At 61.2% G+C, this 15,743-nt stretch carries 12 protein-coding genes; 4 read left to right on the forward strand and 8 right to left on the reverse strand.

Going from position 1 to position 15,743, the window contains the following annotated elements:
* Positions 1-297 precede the first annotated feature (297 nt).
* Both motB and motA read right to left on the reverse strand, forming a co-directional pair.
* On the reverse strand, positions 298-1,344 hold the full coding sequence (gene motB, locus AC1Q6Y_RS10490; RefSeq protein ID WP_223501874.1) for a flagellar motor protein MotB: 1,047 nt from the start codon (positions 1,342-1,344) through the stop codon (positions 298-300).
* Between the two features lie 3 nt (positions 1,345-1,347).
* Positions 1,348-2,199 (reverse strand): flagellar motor stator protein MotA, encoded by an 852-nt coding sequence (gene motA, locus AC1Q6Y_RS10495; protein WP_015093220.1) that lies wholly within the window; start codon positions 2,197-2,199, stop codon positions 1,348-1,350.
* A gap of 167 nt (positions 2,200-2,366) precedes the next feature.
* Here motA and AC1Q6Y_RS10500 point away from each other — a divergent pair, with 167 nt between their 5' ends.
* Genes AC1Q6Y_RS10500 through asd form a run of 3 tightly spaced genes read left to right on the forward strand, consistent with a single transcriptional unit; the run spans position 2,367 to position 5,641 of the window.
* Positions 2,367-3,905 carry an HDOD domain-containing protein gene (locus AC1Q6Y_RS10500; RefSeq protein ID WP_492624518.1) on the forward strand — a complete coding sequence of 513 codons (1,539 nt, stop codon included), beginning with the start codon at positions 2,367-2,369 and terminating at the stop codon, positions 3,903-3,905.
* 41 nt (positions 3,906-3,946) lie between these two features.
* Entirely contained in the window at positions 3,947-4,762 is an 816-nt protein-coding gene (gene rhdA, locus AC1Q6Y_RS10505) for a thiosulfate sulfurtransferase (RefSeq protein WP_057712254.1), read from the forward strand.
* A gap of 18 nt (positions 4,763-4,780) precedes the next feature.
* On the forward strand, positions 4,781-5,641 hold the full coding sequence (asd, locus tag AC1Q6Y_RS10510) for an archaetidylserine decarboxylase (RefSeq protein ID WP_492624519.1): 861 nt from the start codon (positions 4,781-4,783) through the stop codon (positions 5,639-5,641).
* A gap of 127 nt (positions 5,642-5,768) precedes the next feature.
* On the opposite strand, the gene serB is transcribed toward asd, so the two are convergent.
* Positions 5,769-6,983, reverse strand: coding sequence for a phosphoserine phosphatase SerB (serB, locus tag AC1Q6Y_RS10515; protein WP_057395688.1), 1,215 nt, complete (start codon positions 6,981-6,983; stop codon positions 5,769-5,771).
* A gap of 135 nt (positions 6,984-7,118) precedes the next feature.
* On the opposite strand from serB, the gene AC1Q6Y_RS10520 reads away from it, so the two are divergent.
* Positions 7,119-8,636 carry an AhpA/YtjB family protein gene (locus AC1Q6Y_RS10520; protein ID WP_154910352.1) on the forward strand — a complete coding sequence of 506 codons (1,518 nt, stop codon included), beginning with the start codon at positions 7,119-7,121 and terminating at the stop codon, positions 8,634-8,636.
* 252 nt (positions 8,637-8,888) lie between these two features.
* On the opposite strand, the gene AC1Q6Y_RS10525 is transcribed toward AC1Q6Y_RS10520, so the two are convergent.
* The 5 genes from AC1Q6Y_RS10525 to parE all read right to left on the reverse strand — a co-directional run bounded on the left by AC1Q6Y_RS10525 (position 8,889) and on the right by parE (position 15,734).
* Complete coding sequence (locus AC1Q6Y_RS10525) at positions 8,889-9,602, reverse strand: PqiC family protein (RefSeq protein ID WP_102669292.1); 714 nt, start codon at positions 9,600-9,602, stop codon at positions 8,889-8,891.
* Positions 9,603-10,044: 442 nt separating this feature from the next.
* Positions 10,045-12,312, reverse strand: a complete 2,268-nt coding sequence (parC, locus tag AC1Q6Y_RS10530) for a DNA topoisomerase IV subunit A (protein WP_057712258.1) — start codon at positions 12,310-12,312, stop codon at positions 10,045-10,047.
* Between the two features lie 7 nt (positions 12,313-12,319).
* A complete protein-coding gene (locus AC1Q6Y_RS10535) occupies positions 12,320-12,844 on the reverse strand; it encodes a retropepsin-like aspartic protease family protein (RefSeq protein WP_057712259.1) in 525 nt (174 codons plus the stop codon).
* Complete coding sequence (locus AC1Q6Y_RS10540; RefSeq protein WP_492624520.1) at positions 12,841-13,830, reverse strand: esterase-like activity of phytase family protein; 990 nt, start codon at positions 13,828-13,830, stop codon at positions 12,841-12,843. Before AC1Q6Y_RS10540 ends, AC1Q6Y_RS10535 begins: the two co-directional genes overlap by 4 nt.
* A complete protein-coding gene (gene parE / locus AC1Q6Y_RS10545) occupies positions 13,830-15,734 on the reverse strand; it encodes a DNA topoisomerase IV subunit B (RefSeq protein ID WP_090452794.1) in 1,905 nt (634 codons plus the stop codon). Before parE ends, AC1Q6Y_RS10540 begins: the two co-directional genes overlap by 1 nt.
* Between the last annotated feature and the right edge of the window lie 9 nt (positions 15,735-15,743).

A 15,743-nucleotide genomic window follows, 5' to 3' on the forward strand; every position in this document is an offset into this window, starting at 1 on the left:
AAGGTGTCCCACGCACAGCCACCATAGACATATGTCAGGCAGCAAAACGCGCCGCGATTATACGGGCGCTCGTGCATTCCTCTCAAACGACCGGCTAAGGTCCGTCACCGATTCGTCGGCGACTGGCGAACTGTACCGAGGCCCCAAGCGAAGTAAAACCCGGTTTTCGGGTCTCAGACCCGTCCTACACAATTCTCGGACCAGACCTCATGCCTTGAGTTTTTTCGCAATGCAGCGGATCTGAACTCATTCTTGCATGCACAAAAAAGCCGACATCGCTGTCGGCTTTTTTGTCGGTCACTGCTTGGGCGGTTCAGCCGGTTTGGCCGGCTCACCCGGCTTCGGTGCCGGATCATCGAACAGATTCAGACGCTCGCGCAGTTCGTGCGCCGGCAGCGGTTCCTTGTCCGCCGGCAACGCGTTCGGGTCGACCGGTGCAGCCGGTGTGGCTCCCGGCGCAGTCGAACCTTGCGGTGCATCAGGAGCAGGTTCAGCACCTTGCGAACCTTCGATGGCACGCTGTGCTTTCTTGGTCAGCACCACGATGTCGATACGGCGGTTCACCGGGTTGAACGGATGCTCGCGATCGAACAGGGCCGACGAGGCATAACCGACCACGCGCGCCACCTGCGCATCCGGATAGCTGCCCGCCACCAGCGCACGCCGTGCGGCGTTGGCACGGTTGGCAGACAATTCCCAGTTACCGAAATCACCGGTGCCGGTGTATGGCTTGGCATCGGTGTGGCCGCTGATACTGATCTTGTTCGGCACCGCCTTGATGGTGTCGGCCATGGCCAGCAGGATGTCTTCGAAATACGGCTTCAAGCGTGCTGAACCTGAATCGAACATCGGGCGGTTTTCCGCGTCCATGATCTGGATTCGCAGGCCGTCCGGCGTGATTTCGAACAGGATCTGATCCTTGAACTTCTGCATCTGCGGGTTTTCTTCGACCTTGTTCTGCAGTTCTTGCAGCAACAGCTCGAGGCGCTCTTTTTCGACCTGCTCGGCCATGCCTTCGACCTGATCGGTATCGATGGTGACCTTGTCCGGCTGCGGCTGGGACTTCACCTCGGGGTTGAGAGTGTTTTCCGGTGCCAGGGTCGGCGTGCCGCCCAGATCGATGATGTAGGGCGTGCCACTTTCGGAAAAGCCGATCGGATCCTTGAAGTAACCGGCGATGGCAATTTTCTGTTCCGGCGTGGCGGTGGACAGCAGCCACAACACCAGGAAGAACGCCATCATCGCCGTGGCGAAGTCGGCGAAGGCGATTTTCCACGCGCCCCCGTGATGCCCGCCGGCGATGCGCTTGACGCGCTTGATGATTATCGGCTGGTTATTTTCCATGGCTTAACGACCGCGAACCGCTTGTTCCAGCTCGGCGAAGCTTGGACGATGCGCCGGATACAGGACCTTGCGCCCGAACTCCACGGCCAGCGATGGCGGCATGCCGGAAGCCGAAGCCACCAGCGAGGCCTTGATGGCTTCGTAGACGTTCAGCTCTTCCTTGGCATCATGGGCCAGGGAATGGGCCAGCGGGCCGAAGAAGCCGTAGGCGGCGAGAATACCGAAGAAGGTACCCACCAGTGCCGCACCTACGTGCAGGCCGATGGACTTCTGGTCGCCTTCACCCAGCGAAGCCATGGTCACCACGATACCCAGTACCGCCGCGACGATACCGAAACCGGGCATGGCGTCGGCGATGCCGTTCACCGCGTGGGACGGATGCTCCAGGTCTTCCTTGAGGCTGAACAATTCCATGTCGAACAGGCCTTCCAGCTCGTGCGGCGCCATGTTGCCGGAAGACATGATGCGCAGGTAATCGCAGATGAACGCGGTCATGCGCTCGTCCTTGAGTACCGTCGGGTACTTCGCGAAGATCGGACTCGCAGCGGCATCTTCGATGTCGCCTTCGATGGCCATCATGCCTTCGCGGCGGCTCTTGTTGAGGATCTCGTAGATCAGGCCCAGCACTTCAAGGTAGAAGGCGTGGTTGAAACGTGAACTGAACATGCTCAGGGACTTCTTGAGCACGTGCATCGTCATGTAGCCGGGGTTGGCCTGCAAGAAGGCGCCGAGGGCAGCACCGCCAATGATCATGACCTCGAAAGGTTGTATCAGGGCGGCAATCTTGCCGTGGGAAAGCACGTATCCGCCGAGCACGCTCGCGAATACGACGATGATGCCGATAATTTTAGCCATAGGTTAGGAGAGCACTTACTGAGTCGGGTTCAAGGTCATATTCGGAAGTTAAAAAATCTCTTCTTCTACTTATCGGCAAAACTGCGCCAGACTATAGCCCGTTCAGGCGAAAAGCTAATTTGACCCCATCCGGGCACAGGTAATGTTGACGATGATCGCCTCCCACCATGGTTAACGAAACGAACGTTCCAACGCCAAAACCAACGACCCTCGAAGGCTGGGTCAAGCTGCTCGATGGCGTACGTCTTCCCGTCCCGCAAGCCAGCCATGACCGTGTCTGCAAAGCCATCCGCGACAATCGCAGCTCGCTGCGCGACATCGCCGACCTCATGCAAGGCAGCCCGGCCCTGGCCTTGAGCGTGATTCGCGAAGCCAACCGGCATACCCATGGCAGCATGACCGAGCCTGCGGAAAACCTTGAAATTGCAATCAACCGCCTCGGTTTGACGCGCACCGAAGAACTGCTCGCGCGGCTACCCGCCGAACCCGAGCTCGAGATTCCCAAAGCCCTGCGTCAGTTGCAGATGATCAGCCAGCACGCCACGCAACAGGCCAACGGTTTTTTTGCCAGTCGCCTGGCGCGCCTGTGGCAGGACATCCACTGGGGCAGCCTGCTGTTTCTTTCGCCCCTGTGGCCGCTGGCACTGACCCATCCGAAACTGCTCGAAGACTGGGAGCTGCGGGTCATCCATAAAGGCGAGTCGGCACGCAAAGTCGAGCAGCAACTGTTTGGCGTACGCCTGCTGGATATCGGCCAGGCGCTGGTGGAGGTCTGGCGCTTGCCGATCTGGGTGCAGCAAGGCTATCGATTGCTGCTCACCGAGCAGCGGGAACTGGTGAAAGTCCTGCGCATCGCCCGTGACAGCGACCATCCACTGCGCCAGCAGAATCGCCTCGATGACGATCCGACCCTGCGCCGCTGGCTCAATCAACCGGCCAATACAGTGCTGCTGGCCAATGGGCTGGCGCTGTCGGCGCAACACGCCTGGGACAGCCCCCACAGCGAGCGCTGGCAGTACCTGACCAGCCTTTACCTGCAAATGCCGATGGACGAACTGCAGCAGCAATTGCACCAGCAAGCCGCCAACAGTGCACGCCAACACGCCATGCCCGACCTCTGGCACCCCGCCGAGTCGCTGATCTGGCCGTGGGGCATGAACCGTGTCCACGCAGGCTTGCTGCCGGCAGCGGCACCTACCGCCGAAGACCTGGCGAAGTGGCGCAAGCAATGCGCCGAGTTGCTGGTCGAGCCGAGCCGTTTCACCAACGCCATGCACTTGACCATCGCCGCCCGGGACGCCCTCGTGGCCTGCGGCATGCGCCGGGTGATGATCCTGATGGCCGACCGCACCCACGCCAACCTGCGCGTGCACCAGACGGCTGGCCTGCCGAAGGAAGCGGCCGGGTTGAATTTCGTGGCCAGCCAGAGCAACGTGTTGCAACGCCTGCTCGCGCAGCAGGCCCAGGTGCGCCTGACGCCTGCCAACAACGCGCAATTCTCGGCCATGTTGCCCAATAGCCTGCGCTCGCAGTTCAGCGGTGAACACTTGCTGCTGCGTTCGCTGATCAACAATGGCCGGGTGATCATGATCGTCGTGGCGGATCAAGGCGGCGGGCCGTTTTCGGAAATTTCCGTACAGGCCTTCGGCAAAACCGCACAGTGCATCGAGAAAGCCCTGCACAGCTTTAGCCACCGTGGCCAATAAGCTGCGTTACAATCCTCCCTTTTGTGCTCTGGAGACCTCACATGTCTGACTTCTCTGGCTTGCCGCTGGTGATCGAGCCGAGCGACTTGCTCCCTCGCCTCGACGCCCGCGAACTGATTCTGGTGGACTTGACCAGTGCCGCCCGCTACACCGAAGGGCACATTCCCGGCGCGCGCTTTGTCGATCCAAAGCGTACGCAGCTCGGCCAGGCCCCCGCCCCGGGGCTGATGCCCCCGCAGGCAGCACTCGAAACGCTGTTTGGTGAGCTGGGGCACAACCCCGATGCGGTCTACGTGGTGTATGACGACGAAGGCGGCGGTTGGGCCGGACGCTTCATCTGGCTGCTGGATGTCATCGGCCACAGCAAGTACCACTATATAGATGGCGGCCTGCCGGCCTGGCTGGCGGAAGGTTCGCCCATGTCGATCCAGGTCCCGCCACCGGTGGGCGGCCCGGTTCCACTGACCTTGCACGATGAACCCACCGCCACCCGCGAATACCTGCAAAGCCGTCTCGGCGCCGCCGACCTGGCAATCTGGGATGCGCGCGGGCCGCTGGAGTACTCCGGCGAGAAAGTCCTGGCAGCCAAGGGCGGACACATTCCCGGCGCGATCAATTTCGAATGGACCGCTGGCATGGATCGGGCACGCCAGCTGCGCATCCGCACCGACATGCCGCAGATCCTCGAACAACTCGGGATCAGCAAAGACAAAGAAGTGATTACCCACTGCCAGACACATCATCGTTCTGGTTTCACCTATCTGGTGGCCAAGGCTCTCGGTTATCCGCGGGTGAAAGGCTACGCCGGCTCCTGGGGCGAATGGGGCAATCATCCCGATACCCCGGTAGAAATTTAAGATTTTTAAGGACCGTTAATGAACAAGCGTCTGTTTCTCCTCGGCCAGTACCTGCTGCCCCACAACTTGCTCTCGCGACTGGCCGGCTGCATCGCCGAATGCCGCTTGCGCTGGTTCAAGAATGCCTTTACCGCCTGGTTCGCCAAGCGTTATCAGGTGGACATGTCCCAGGCGCTGGTCGAAGACCTGACCGCCTATGAGCACTTCAACGCGTTCTTCACCCGCGCACTGAAAGACGGCGCCCGTCCGCTGGACGAAACCCCGGGCGCGATCCTCAGCCCCGCCGACGGCGCGATCAGCCAGCTCGGCCCGATCGAGCACGGCCGCGTGTTCCAGGCCAAGGGCCACAGCTTCAGCGTGCTGGAACTGTTGGGTGGCGATGCGGCAAACGCTGCGCCGTTCATGGGTGGCGACTTCGCGACCATCTACCTGTCGCCGAAGGACTACCACCGCGTGCACATGCCCCTGGCCGGCACCCTGCGCGAGATGGTCTACATCCCGGGCCGTCTGTTCTCGGTCAACCAGACCACTGCTGAAAACGTTCCGGAATTGTTTGCCCGCAACGAGCGCGTGGCGTGCATTTTCGACACCGAACGCGGCCCGATGGCTGTGGTACTGGTGGGTGCGATGATTGTGGCTTCGATTGAAACCGTGTGGGCCGGTCTGGTGACACCGCCGAAGCGCGAGCTGAAAACCTTCCGTTACGACGAAGCCGCACGCGCGCCGATCCACCTGGAAAAAGGTGCGGAACTGGGTCGCTTCAAACTGGGTTCGACCGCCGTCGTGCTGTTCGGGCCGGATCAGGTGAAGTGGGCTGAAGAAATGACCGCTGGTACAGCGGTGCAGATGGGCCAGGGCATGGGCGCACCGAAGGCCTGATAGAGACCGCCACTGTAGGAGCGAGCCTGCTCGCGATGAACCATAGAGCGACGCGGGCATTCAGAAAGCCCGCGTATTCGTTGACGACCATCGCGAGCGAGCTCGCTCCTACAGTTGTTTTGCGGTGTTACAGCTGGCCGTCGCGATCGCGGAAACCCAGCAGGTAGAGCACACCATCCAGCCCCAAGGTGGAAATCGCCTGCTTGGCCGACTGCTTGACCAGCGGCTTGGCCCGGAACGCCACGCCCAACCCGGCAATCGCCAGCATCGGCAAGTCATTCGCACCATCGCCGACCGCAATGGTCTGCTCCAGGCGCAAGCCTTCCTTGTGTGCCAGTTCCTTCAGCAAATCCGCCTTGCGCTGTGCATCGACAATCGGTTCGACCGCCACGCCGGTGACTTTGCCGTCGACCACTTCAAGTTCGTTGGCGAACACGTAGTCGATACCCAGTTTGGCCTGCAACTGCTTGGCGAAGTAGGTGAAGCCGCCCGACAGAATCGCGGTCTTGTAGCCCAGGCGCTTGAGTTCGGCGAACAGGGTTTCTGCGCCTTCGGTCAGGCGCAGCGAGGCACCGATGGAGTCCAGCACATTGACGTCCAGACCTTTGAGCAAGGCCAGGCGCTCCTTGAAGCTGGCGCGAAAATCCAGCTCACCGGCCATTGCCCGCTCGGTGATTTCCGACACTTTGTCGCCGACGCCAGCCGCCTTGGCCAGCTCATCGATCACTTCGGCTTCGATCAGCGTTGAATCCATGTCGAACACCGCCAGGCGACGGTTGCGACGGAACAGCGAATCTTCCTGGAAGGCGATGTCGACGTTCAGTTCCTGGGCGACGCTGAGGAATTCGGCACGCAGCGCCTGCGGATCAGCCGCCTCGCCACGCACGGAAAACTCGATGCAGCCCTTGCCCTTGTCGGCCGGGGTGTCCAGCGGCATGCGCCCGGACAGGCGATCGATGTGGTCAATATTCAGGCCATATTTGGCGGTGATCGAGCTCACGGCCTGCAACTGCCCGGCTGTCACCTTGCGGGTCAACAGGGTCACAATGTGGCGCTTTTTGCCCTGATTGCCGACCCACTGCTGGTAATCCTGTTCGGACACCGGCGTGAAACGCACTTGTTGATCGAGTTCATAGCCCTTGAACAAGATGTCCTTAAGCACGGACTTGCCTTGCTCGGTGTCGGGAATTTCAACCAGGATGCCGAACGACAAGGTGTCGTGGATCACCGCCTGACCGATGTCGAGAATGTTCACACCACCCTGGGCCAGAACGCCGGTAATGGCCGCAGTCAGACCCGGACGGTCGACTCCCGTGATGTTTATCAGGACGATTTCGCGCAAGGCGCACCCCCGCAAGTGGAAAAAAACCGCATTCTACCCACTTTCAGTGACCATCGGGCACCGTGAGCGCTTTGACGGTCTAGGGCCTGTCGCTATACTGCGCGTCAACTTCACGGACAAAAGAGCCGAGCTCAAGTGAACCGGCCCACGCCAGTAAAAACCGACAACTTCTTCCTGCTGATCTTCCGGGCACTGCGCCACCGCCGTGTACCGATTGCATTGCGCATCGCCAGCCATAACGTGATCCTGGTCGCCCTGGCTCTGGTCATCTATGCCGGTGTGATGGGCCTGCAGTTCAAGCAGGCCATGCACGAGCAGGCGGATGCGCTGGGCGAAAGCCTGACCACGCAGACGGCCACCTCGGCCACCGAGCTGTTGGTGTCCAACGACATCCTCAGCCTCAACGTGCTGCTCAACAACCTGACCAAGAACAAGCTGGTGGCCCACGCCGCCATCTACAGCCCGGACAACCGCATCCTCGCCGAATCCGGCCAACGCCCCAAGCATGGCCTGCTGGGCGAAGCCGAGGGCATGTACCAAAGCAAGATCACCTTCCAGGACGTGACTGCCGGGCAATTGCGCATCAGCCTGGACATGGACCAGTTCCAGCAGCCGATGACCATCAGCCTGCAAAGCATGGGCATTCTGAGTGCAATCCTGCTGGCCCTGTCCTTGGCCCTGAGCCTGCGCATGGGGCGTTATCTCTCCACGCCGCTGCTGCAATTGCGGGTGTGGCTGCGCAATATCGATGAGTTCACCCCGGCCACCGACCGCCAGGACGAAATCGGCGACCTGGCGCGCCAGCTGCACGCCAACTTCGCCCCGGAACCCGCCCCTGTGCCAGAACCGGAACCGGAGTTCGACGACATGGATGACGAGGCCGACCCGGCCTTCGAAGTCCGTAACCTGCGCGATCCGAGTTTCGACGAGAGCCGCCCGGTAGCGGCGCTCAAACCAGCGCCACGACAGATCGTCAGCACCGTTGAAGACGACGATGACGAAGACCCGTTCGCCGATCTGCGCGACGAGTCGCTGGACAGCACCCCTCAACCGGTGATTCGCAAAGCCACGCCGAGCGTACCGCAACACAGCGCGGTGCTGGCGGTGCAACTGGGCTCCCAGGAGCAACTGCGGCGCCTGCCGCGGGCGCGTCTTGAAGAACTGCTCGAGCGCTATCGCGATTGCCTCGACCAGGCAGCTTCCCTGTATCAGGGCGAAGTAGAGACCCTGAACGATGGCAGCACGCTGATGCTGTTCCACACCGAAGACAGCGGCGACGATTACCTGACCAACGCCATTTGCTGTGGCGAGCTGCTGCGGGCCCTGGGCCACCAGTTGCAGATCGAAGTCGCGGACAGTGGCATCACCCTGCAATTGCAGCTGGGGCTGACCCTGGGCGACGAACTGTTTGGCCTGAGCCAGATCGACTTGCTGCTGACCGACCCTGCCCAGGACGCCCTGGCCCTGTCGCAACACAGCCGCAACCTGCTGCTGGTGGAGCGCAAGATCAGTGACGACGTGTTGATTCGCCAGCGCGCGCGGATCCGCCCGATCGCCAGCCCTGAAGGTGCGTGCTGCGTGGAACGGTTGATGGAGCCGTATCCGTCGATGCTTGAACGGCAACTGGCGCGGATGCATGAGCGTCGAGCTTAAGCCTTAACCTCGATATGAAGAAGCCCGCAGATGAGTGATCGTCTGCGGGCTTTTTTGTTGCCTGTTCTGGCCTCATCGCGAGCAAGCTCGCTCCCACACTTGATCCGGGTTAGCCCAAGGGGGTGCTCACTGAAGATCCCCTGTGGGAGCGAGCTTGCTCGCGATGAGGCCAGAACAGGCGCTAGATATCTCCAACCTGTAAAAACAACAAAGCCCGCATCAATGCGGGCTTTGTATGGATTCAGTCCACACTTAGAAGCGGAACACTTCCATATCCGTACGAATAGGCGCGGCCATCGGGATCTTCGGCTGCTTTTCCTGTTCTACCGCAGGTGCTGCCGCCTTGGCTGCCGGCTTGCGTGGGGCTTCGGCGATCGGAGGCTGATTGGCCAAAGGCTTGAGCGCCACCGACAGTTGTTCGGCCAGGCGTTGCAACAACACACCCTGTGCCTGGACCTGAGCCGCCGTGGTGCCGGCATGCTGTTCCTGCAAATGGATGATGCGGTTGTCGCGGACCTGCCCGCGACGGTCGATCAGGCGCCATTGCGCGTCGAGGATCGCCGGTTGTTTTTCACCCGAATCCAGGCGCGTGATGGTCAGCAGTACCTGAACATCCGGGGTGAAGCCCAATGTCGCCGGGGCCAGCACTACGCGCTGACTGTCCAGGCGACCCGCGACCTGGCGCAGCAGCAGCTGATCGATATCCGACGAAAGGCTGCCAGCCCAACGACCGTCGGTCGAGGCTTGCAAGCTGCCATCGGGCTGACGCTGCAACAGGGTTTCGCGTTGCAGGTAGTCGGCCACGGTGACCGGCCCCAACAATACCGCCATACCCGCGTTCTGTGCGGGCTGAACCGGACTACCAGCGTCCAGTTGATACAACGACACCGGCTGGTGAACGCTGCAACCCGCCAGGCCAAGAACGCCGGCGAGCAAAAGAATAAAAGGAAGGCGCAGAGCAGTCATCGTCCCATCCAGGTGGTCGCTAAAAGGCTGACCACAGTGAAAATACTCAATAAATATGAAGAACGCGCGGCAACGCCGGCGCTTGAAAGGCCATATCATCCGTGAATATGCGTTCCGACTCCAGCGTAAAGCGCCGAACTACGGGTTAATTCGTAGTTCGGCGCTTCCAGGGGGCGTTCTCGCCTAGTTTCACCACCGCGTTGTCGCCTTAAAGCGGGCCAGGCAAGGCGGAGGCCGCAGGTAATGGTTGCTCCCTTTCCAAGGCCTCCAACGCAGCCTGGCCCGCTTTAAGGCACAACCCGAAGGGCCGGGCCTGCTGTTGTGCAGGGCTGTGTTGCTCGAAGCTTATTTGGAATGACCAAACCTCGCTTCTCGCGCCTTGCCCTGCTCAACAGCAGACCCGGCGCGGTGGTGAAACTAGTCGAGAACGCCCCCAGGTCGCCTAATTGAGGTTTTCGACGAGCAGCGCGTCTACCCTCTGGAAGCCACGCGGCAACTTGTTGCCACGACGACCACGTTCACCCTTGTAGTGTTCAAGATCGTCCGCTTTCAGTGACAAGGTACGTTTCCCGGCCTGCAACACCAGTGTTGCACCGTCCGGCAATACGGCGATGTCCGTCACATACTCTTCGCGACTGGCCACTCGCTCACCGGGAATCCCGATGATCTTATTGCCTTTGCCTTTACCTAATTGTGGCAGGTCGCTGATTTTGAAGATCAGCAGGCGACCTTCGGTCGTCACCGACGCCAGCCAGTTCTGCTCACGATCGGCCACAGGGCGTGGCAGCATGACCTTGGCGTTGTTCGGCAGGCTCAACAGGGCCTTGCCTGCCTTGTTCTTGGCCTGCAGGTCTTCACCCTTGACCACGAAGCCGTAGCCGGCGTCGGAGGCGATCACGTACAGCGCATCGTCTTCCGGCATCAGCACGCACTCGAAACTCGCCCCTGGCGGCGGCGTCAGGCGACCCGTCAGCGGCTCGCCCTGGCCACGGGCCGACGGCAAGGTGTGGGCGGCCACCGAATAACTGCGGCCCGTGGAGTCGATAAACACGGCAAACTGGTTGGAGCGCCCGGCTGCCAGTGCCTTGAAGCCGTCCCCGGCCTTGTAGGAAAGCCCGGTGGCGTCGATTTCGTGGCCTTTGGCGGAGCGAATCCAGCCTTTTTCCGACAGCACGACCGTCACTTTCTCGTTCGGCAGCAGATCGTGCTCGGTCAGGGCCTTGGCTTCGGCGCGCTCGACAATAGGCGACCGGCGGTCATCACCGTAGGTTTCAGCGTCCTTGATCAGTTCGCTGCGCACCAGTTTTTTCAACTTGGCTTCGCTGCTCAGCAGGGCTTGCAGCTTGGCTTGTTCCTTGAGCAGTTCATCCTGCTCGGCACGCAGTTTCATCTCTTCCAGTCGCGCCAACTGACGCAGACGGGTGTCGAGGATGTAGTCGGCCTGGATTTCGCTGAGGGCGAAGCGCTCGATCAGCGCGGCTTTCGGCTGCTCCTCGGTACGGATGATGTGGATCACTTCATCCAGGTTGAGGTAGGCAATCAGCAAACCGTCCAACAGATGCAGACGACGCTCGACCTTGTCGAGGCGGAATTGCAGGCGACGACGCACGGTCTGCACCCGGAACTCCAGCCATTCGACCAGCAGCGCCCGCAGGTTTTTCAGCTGCGGCTTACCGTCCAGGCCAATGATGTTGATGTTGACCCGGTAGCTCGACTCCAGCTCGGTGCTGGCGAACAGGTGCTGCATCAGCGCATCGTGGTCGAAGTTTTTCCGTGCGCCCGGAATGATCACGATCCGGCACGGGTTTTCATGGTCGGATTCGTCACGCAGGTCGGCAATTTGCGGCGCCTTGGACGGCTTGGCCTGCATCATCGCGGCGATCTGCTCCAGCACCTTGGCGCCCGAGACCTGATGCGGCAGCGCGGTGACGATGATGTCGCCGTCTTCGATGTGATACACGGCGCGCATGCGCACAGAACCGCGACCGGTTTCGTAGATTTTCAGCAGGTCGGCGCGCGGGGTGATGATTTCCGCTTCGGTCGGGTAGTCCGGGCCCTGGATGTGTTCACAGAGCTGTTCGACCGTGGCCTTGGGCTCATCGAGCAAACGCACGCACGCCGTGGCGACTTCCCGCAGGTTGTGCGGCGGCACGTCGGTGGCCATGCCCACGGCGATACCGGTGGTGCCGTTGAGCAGGATGTTCGGCAGGCGGGCCGGCAACACCAGCGGCTCGTCCAGCGTACCGTCGAAGTTCGGGCCCCAATCCGCCGTGCCCTGGCCCAGTTCGCTGAGCAGCACTTCGGAATAACGCGACAGCCGCGCTTCGGTGTAACGCATGGCGGCGAAGGACTTGGGATCATCCGGCGCACCCCAGTTGCCCTGGCCGTCGACCAGCGTATAGCGATAGCTGAACGGCTGGGCCATCAGCACCATGGCTTCGTAGCAGGCCGAGTCGCCGTGGGGGTGGAATTTACCGAGCACGTCACCGACGGTACGCGCCGACTTCTTGTGCTTGGAATCAGCGTCCAGCCCCAGCTCGCTCATGGCGTAGACGATACGCCGCTGTACCGGTTTCAGGCCGTCGCCGATATGCGGCAGGGCACGGTCCATGATCACGTACATGGAGTAGTTGAGGTAGGCATTTTCGGTGAAGTCAGCCAGTGACCGGCGTTCTACACCGTCCAGGCTGAGATCAAGGGAGTCGCTCATGCGGGCCTCATCGGTTCGTTGTCTGGCGCAGCAGCATGGTGCCACCGCGCTGGGTAAATTCAAGTTTGTTCAGTGCGCTCATGCCGAGCAACACTTGATCGCCATGCAGCCCCGGGGCCACCAGTGCGCGTACATCCCGCAGCACGATGTCGCCCAGTTGCAGGCGTTCAATACGGGTGCGATAGCCCTGGCTCAGGCCATTGGCCGTGCTCAGGGTCACGCCGAATCCTTCTTCGAGCTTCAAACGCTTGGCAAGGTCCGCCGGAATCGACACATCGGTCGCCCCGGTATCGAGCATGAAGTCCACCGGATGGCCGTTGATCTGACCGCTGGCGACAAAATGCCCCTGCGCATTGCTCACCAGTTTCACCTCAATGAAACCCTCGCCCTGCTCCGAGCTGACCACCACGTTCGGATTTTGCTGACGCGCTTCCCACTGGCCGAAAAAACGCGTGGCCAGAAACAACGCGGCACACCAGGCCAGTACCATAAACACCCGGCCGATGCGCTGCCCCGGGCTTCGTTGCCTCATGACTTGGCACTCCAGCCACCTTCCGGTGCAGCAAAACGCCAGACCACCGGACGGACTTCGCCATCGGCGCGAGCACCGTTGTTGTTATCGATACCGATCCAGACACCGTCAGCTTCCACTACCAGCGCTTCCGCGAGGCCATAACCCTGTGGATAACGCCGATTTTCCTGCAATGCCTCTTCGGCAAACGACCAGCAACGCTCGACTTTGGCGGTCAGCGCGTCTCGGCGGCAGATCTCGAACGCTTTGCGCTCCAGGGTAAACAGCTTGCCGTTGAACAATGATAGATCGGCAAAATCCCGAGACATCGCTCTGGCGTTGGGAAACTGTGCGGGTTGCATTTCTTTCCCGGCTTCACTCAGCAGCACACATCCACCATCACAGTCCCACACGGATTGCTTACGCTTGATCAGCAGCAACCCGCGGCTCTCGCGCTCCGCGGCCAACCACAACTGGTCACCTTCAGGATTGATCGCCAAGCCTTCGAATAGTGCATTGAAGCGCAACAGCATGCCTCTGGCCCGGGCTTCACGCACCATGAGCGGCGAAATCTTCAGCCAGGAAGTCGGCCCGGTTGGCGGTATTTGCAACACCGCTGCATGGGATTCGCTGACCACGTAACGATTGCCGGCTCGGTCACAGGTGATGCCTTCGAAATCCAGATTGCCGCCACGCACGAACGAAGCGGCCCAGGTCCGCGAACGCAATCCCCAGGGCAACCCGCTGTCAGGTACTTCAGGTACGCCGATGCCCACGGCCTCTGCGCGCCAGACGTTGGCCTGGGTATCGAGACGATAGATCTGATCATCGTCACGGTCGGAGACCGTCCACAGCTCCTTGCCGCACTGGGCCAGCCCGGACAGGTTGCCGCCGCGCATGCCATCGACGGCATGCTCGGACAACAGACGCAGTTGCGGTGTCGGTTCGCCAGACACCGTCATTGAGGTCAGCAGCAACGCACACGCCAGGGCAAAGCCCAAGCGCATCAGCCCAGCACCTCGGCCAGGTTGCCCTTGGACTCCAGCCAGGTCTTGCGGTCACCGGCACGCTTCTTCGCCAGCAGCATGTCCATCATCTCCGAGGTAGCCTCGAAATCCTCCAGGGTCAACTGCACCAGACGCCGGGTGTTCGGGTCCATGGTGGTCTCGCGCAACTGCGGCGGGTTCATTTCGCCCAGACCCTTGAATCGGGTGACCTGCGGCTTGCCGCGCTTCTTCTCGGCCACCAGGCGATCGAGAATCCCGTCGCGCTCGGCTTCATCGAGGGCGTAGTAGATCTCTTTGCCCAGGTCGATGCGGTACAACGGCGGCATCGCGACGTAAACGTGACCGGCATCGACCAACGGGCGGAAATGCTGGACGAACAAGGCGCACAGCAAGGTCGCGATGTGCAGACCGTCGGAGTCGGCGTCGGCGAGGATGCAGATCTTGCCGTAGCGCAGCTGGCTCATGTCCGCCGCGCCCGGATCGACACCGATGGCCACGGCGATGTTGTGCACTTCCTGGCTGGCCAGCACTTCGCTGCCGTCGACTTCCCAGGTATTGAGGATCTTGCCGCGCAACGGCAGGATCGCCTGGAACTCCTTGTCCCGCGCCTGCTTGGCCGAACCGCCGGCGGAATCACCTTCCACCAGGAACAGCTCGGAACGCATCGGGTCCTGTCCGGCACAGTCGGCCAGTTTGCCCGGCAGCGCCGGGCCTTGGGTAACGCGTTTGCGCTCGACCTTCTTGCTGGCCTTGAGGCGACGGCCGGCGTTGTTAATCGCCAGTTCCGCCAGCAGCATGCCGGTTTCCGGGTTGGCATTGAGCCACAGGCTGAACGCATCCTTGACCACACCGGAGACGAACGCCGCCGCTTCACGGGACGACAGGCGCTCCTTGGTCTGCCCGGAGAATTGCGGTTCCTGCATCTTCATCGACAGAACGAAGGCGATGCGTTCCCAGACGTCTTCCGGTGCCAGCTTCACGCCGCGCGGCAGCAGGCTGCGGAATTCGCAGAACTCGCGCATGGCGTCGAGCAGGCCCTGACGCAGACCGTTGACATGGGTACCGCCCTGGGCCGTCGGGATCAGGTTGACGTAGCTTTCCTGCACCGCATCGCCGCCTTCCGGCAGCCACAGCAGCGCCCAATCCACGGCTTCCTTGTTACCGGCAAAAGCGCCGCAGAACGGTTCGTTCGGCAGGCGCTCGAATTCGCTGACCGCGTCCACCAGATAGGAACGCAGGCCGTCTTCGTAATGCCATTCGACTTTTTCGCCGGTGGCCTTGTCTTCAAAACTGACCAGCAGGCCCGGGCACAGAACGGCCTTGGCCTTGAGCACGTGCTTGAGGCGGCTGATGGAGAATTTTGGTGAGTCGAAGTATTTCGGGTCCGGCGCAAAGAACACGCTGGTCCCGGTATTGCGCTTGCCGACAGTACCGACGACTTCAAGCTCGGTGGCCTTGTAGCCATCCTTGAAGGTCATCTGGTATTCGTTGCCGTCACGTTTTACACGCACCCGCACTTCGGTGGACAAGGCGTTGACCACGGAAATACCCACCCCGTGCAAGCCGCCGGAGAACTGGTAGTTCTTGTTGGAAAACTTGCCACCGGCATGCAGCTTGGTGAGGATCAACTCGACGCCCGAAACACCTTCCTCGGGGTGAATGTCCACCGGCATGCCTCGGCCGTCATCGCTGACCTCCAGGGAATGGTCGGCATGCAGGATCACCTGCACCGATGTGGCATGCCCGGCCAAGGCTTCGTCGACACTGTTGTCGATGACTTCCTGGGCAAGGTGGTTCGGCCGACTGGTGTCGGTGTACATGCCGGGGCGTTTGCGCACCGGGTCGAGGCCCGAGAGGACTTCGATGGCGTCTGCGTTATAAGAGCTAGCGCTGGGAGTGGCCATGGGGTCTCG

The sequence above is a fragment of the Pseudomonas sp. GW823-FHT06E10 genome, from assembly GCF_058794995.1.

Coding starts and splice junctions, on each gene's coding strand:
- motA (WP_015093220.1), bottom strand. CDS start 2,199: ATGGCTAAAATTATCGGCATCATCGTCGTATTCGCGAGCGTGCTCGGC.
- parC (WP_057712258.1), bottom strand. CDS start 12,312: ATGAGCGACTCCCTTGATCTCAGCCTGGACGGTGTAGAACGCCGGTCA.
- parE (WP_090452794.1), bottom strand. CDS start 15,734: ATGGCCACTCCCAGCGCTAGCTCTTATAACGCAGACGCCATCGAAGTC.
- asd (WP_492624519.1), top strand. CDS start 4,781: ATGAACAAGCGTCTGTTTCTCCTCGGCCAGTACCTGCTGCCCCACAAC.
- AC1Q6Y_RS10535 (WP_057712259.1), bottom strand. CDS start 12,844: ATGAGGCAACGAAGCCCGGGGCAGCGCATCGGCCGGGTGTTTATGGTA.
- AC1Q6Y_RS10525 (WP_102669292.1), bottom strand. CDS start 9,602: ATGACTGCTCTGCGCCTTCCTTTTATTCTTTTGCTCGCCGGCGTTCTT.
- motB (WP_223501874.1), bottom strand. CDS start 1,344: ATGGAAAATAACCAGCCGATAATCATCAAGCGCGTCAAGCGCATCGCC.
- AC1Q6Y_RS10500 (WP_492624518.1), top strand. CDS start 2,367: ATGGTTAACGAAACGAACGTTCCAACGCCAAAACCAACGACCCTCGAA.
- AC1Q6Y_RS10540 (WP_492624520.1), bottom strand. CDS start 13,830: ATGCGCTTGGGCTTTGCCCTGGCGTGTGCGTTGCTGCTGACCTCAATG.
- rhdA (WP_057712254.1), top strand. CDS start 3,947: ATGTCTGACTTCTCTGGCTTGCCGCTGGTGATCGAGCCGAGCGACTTG.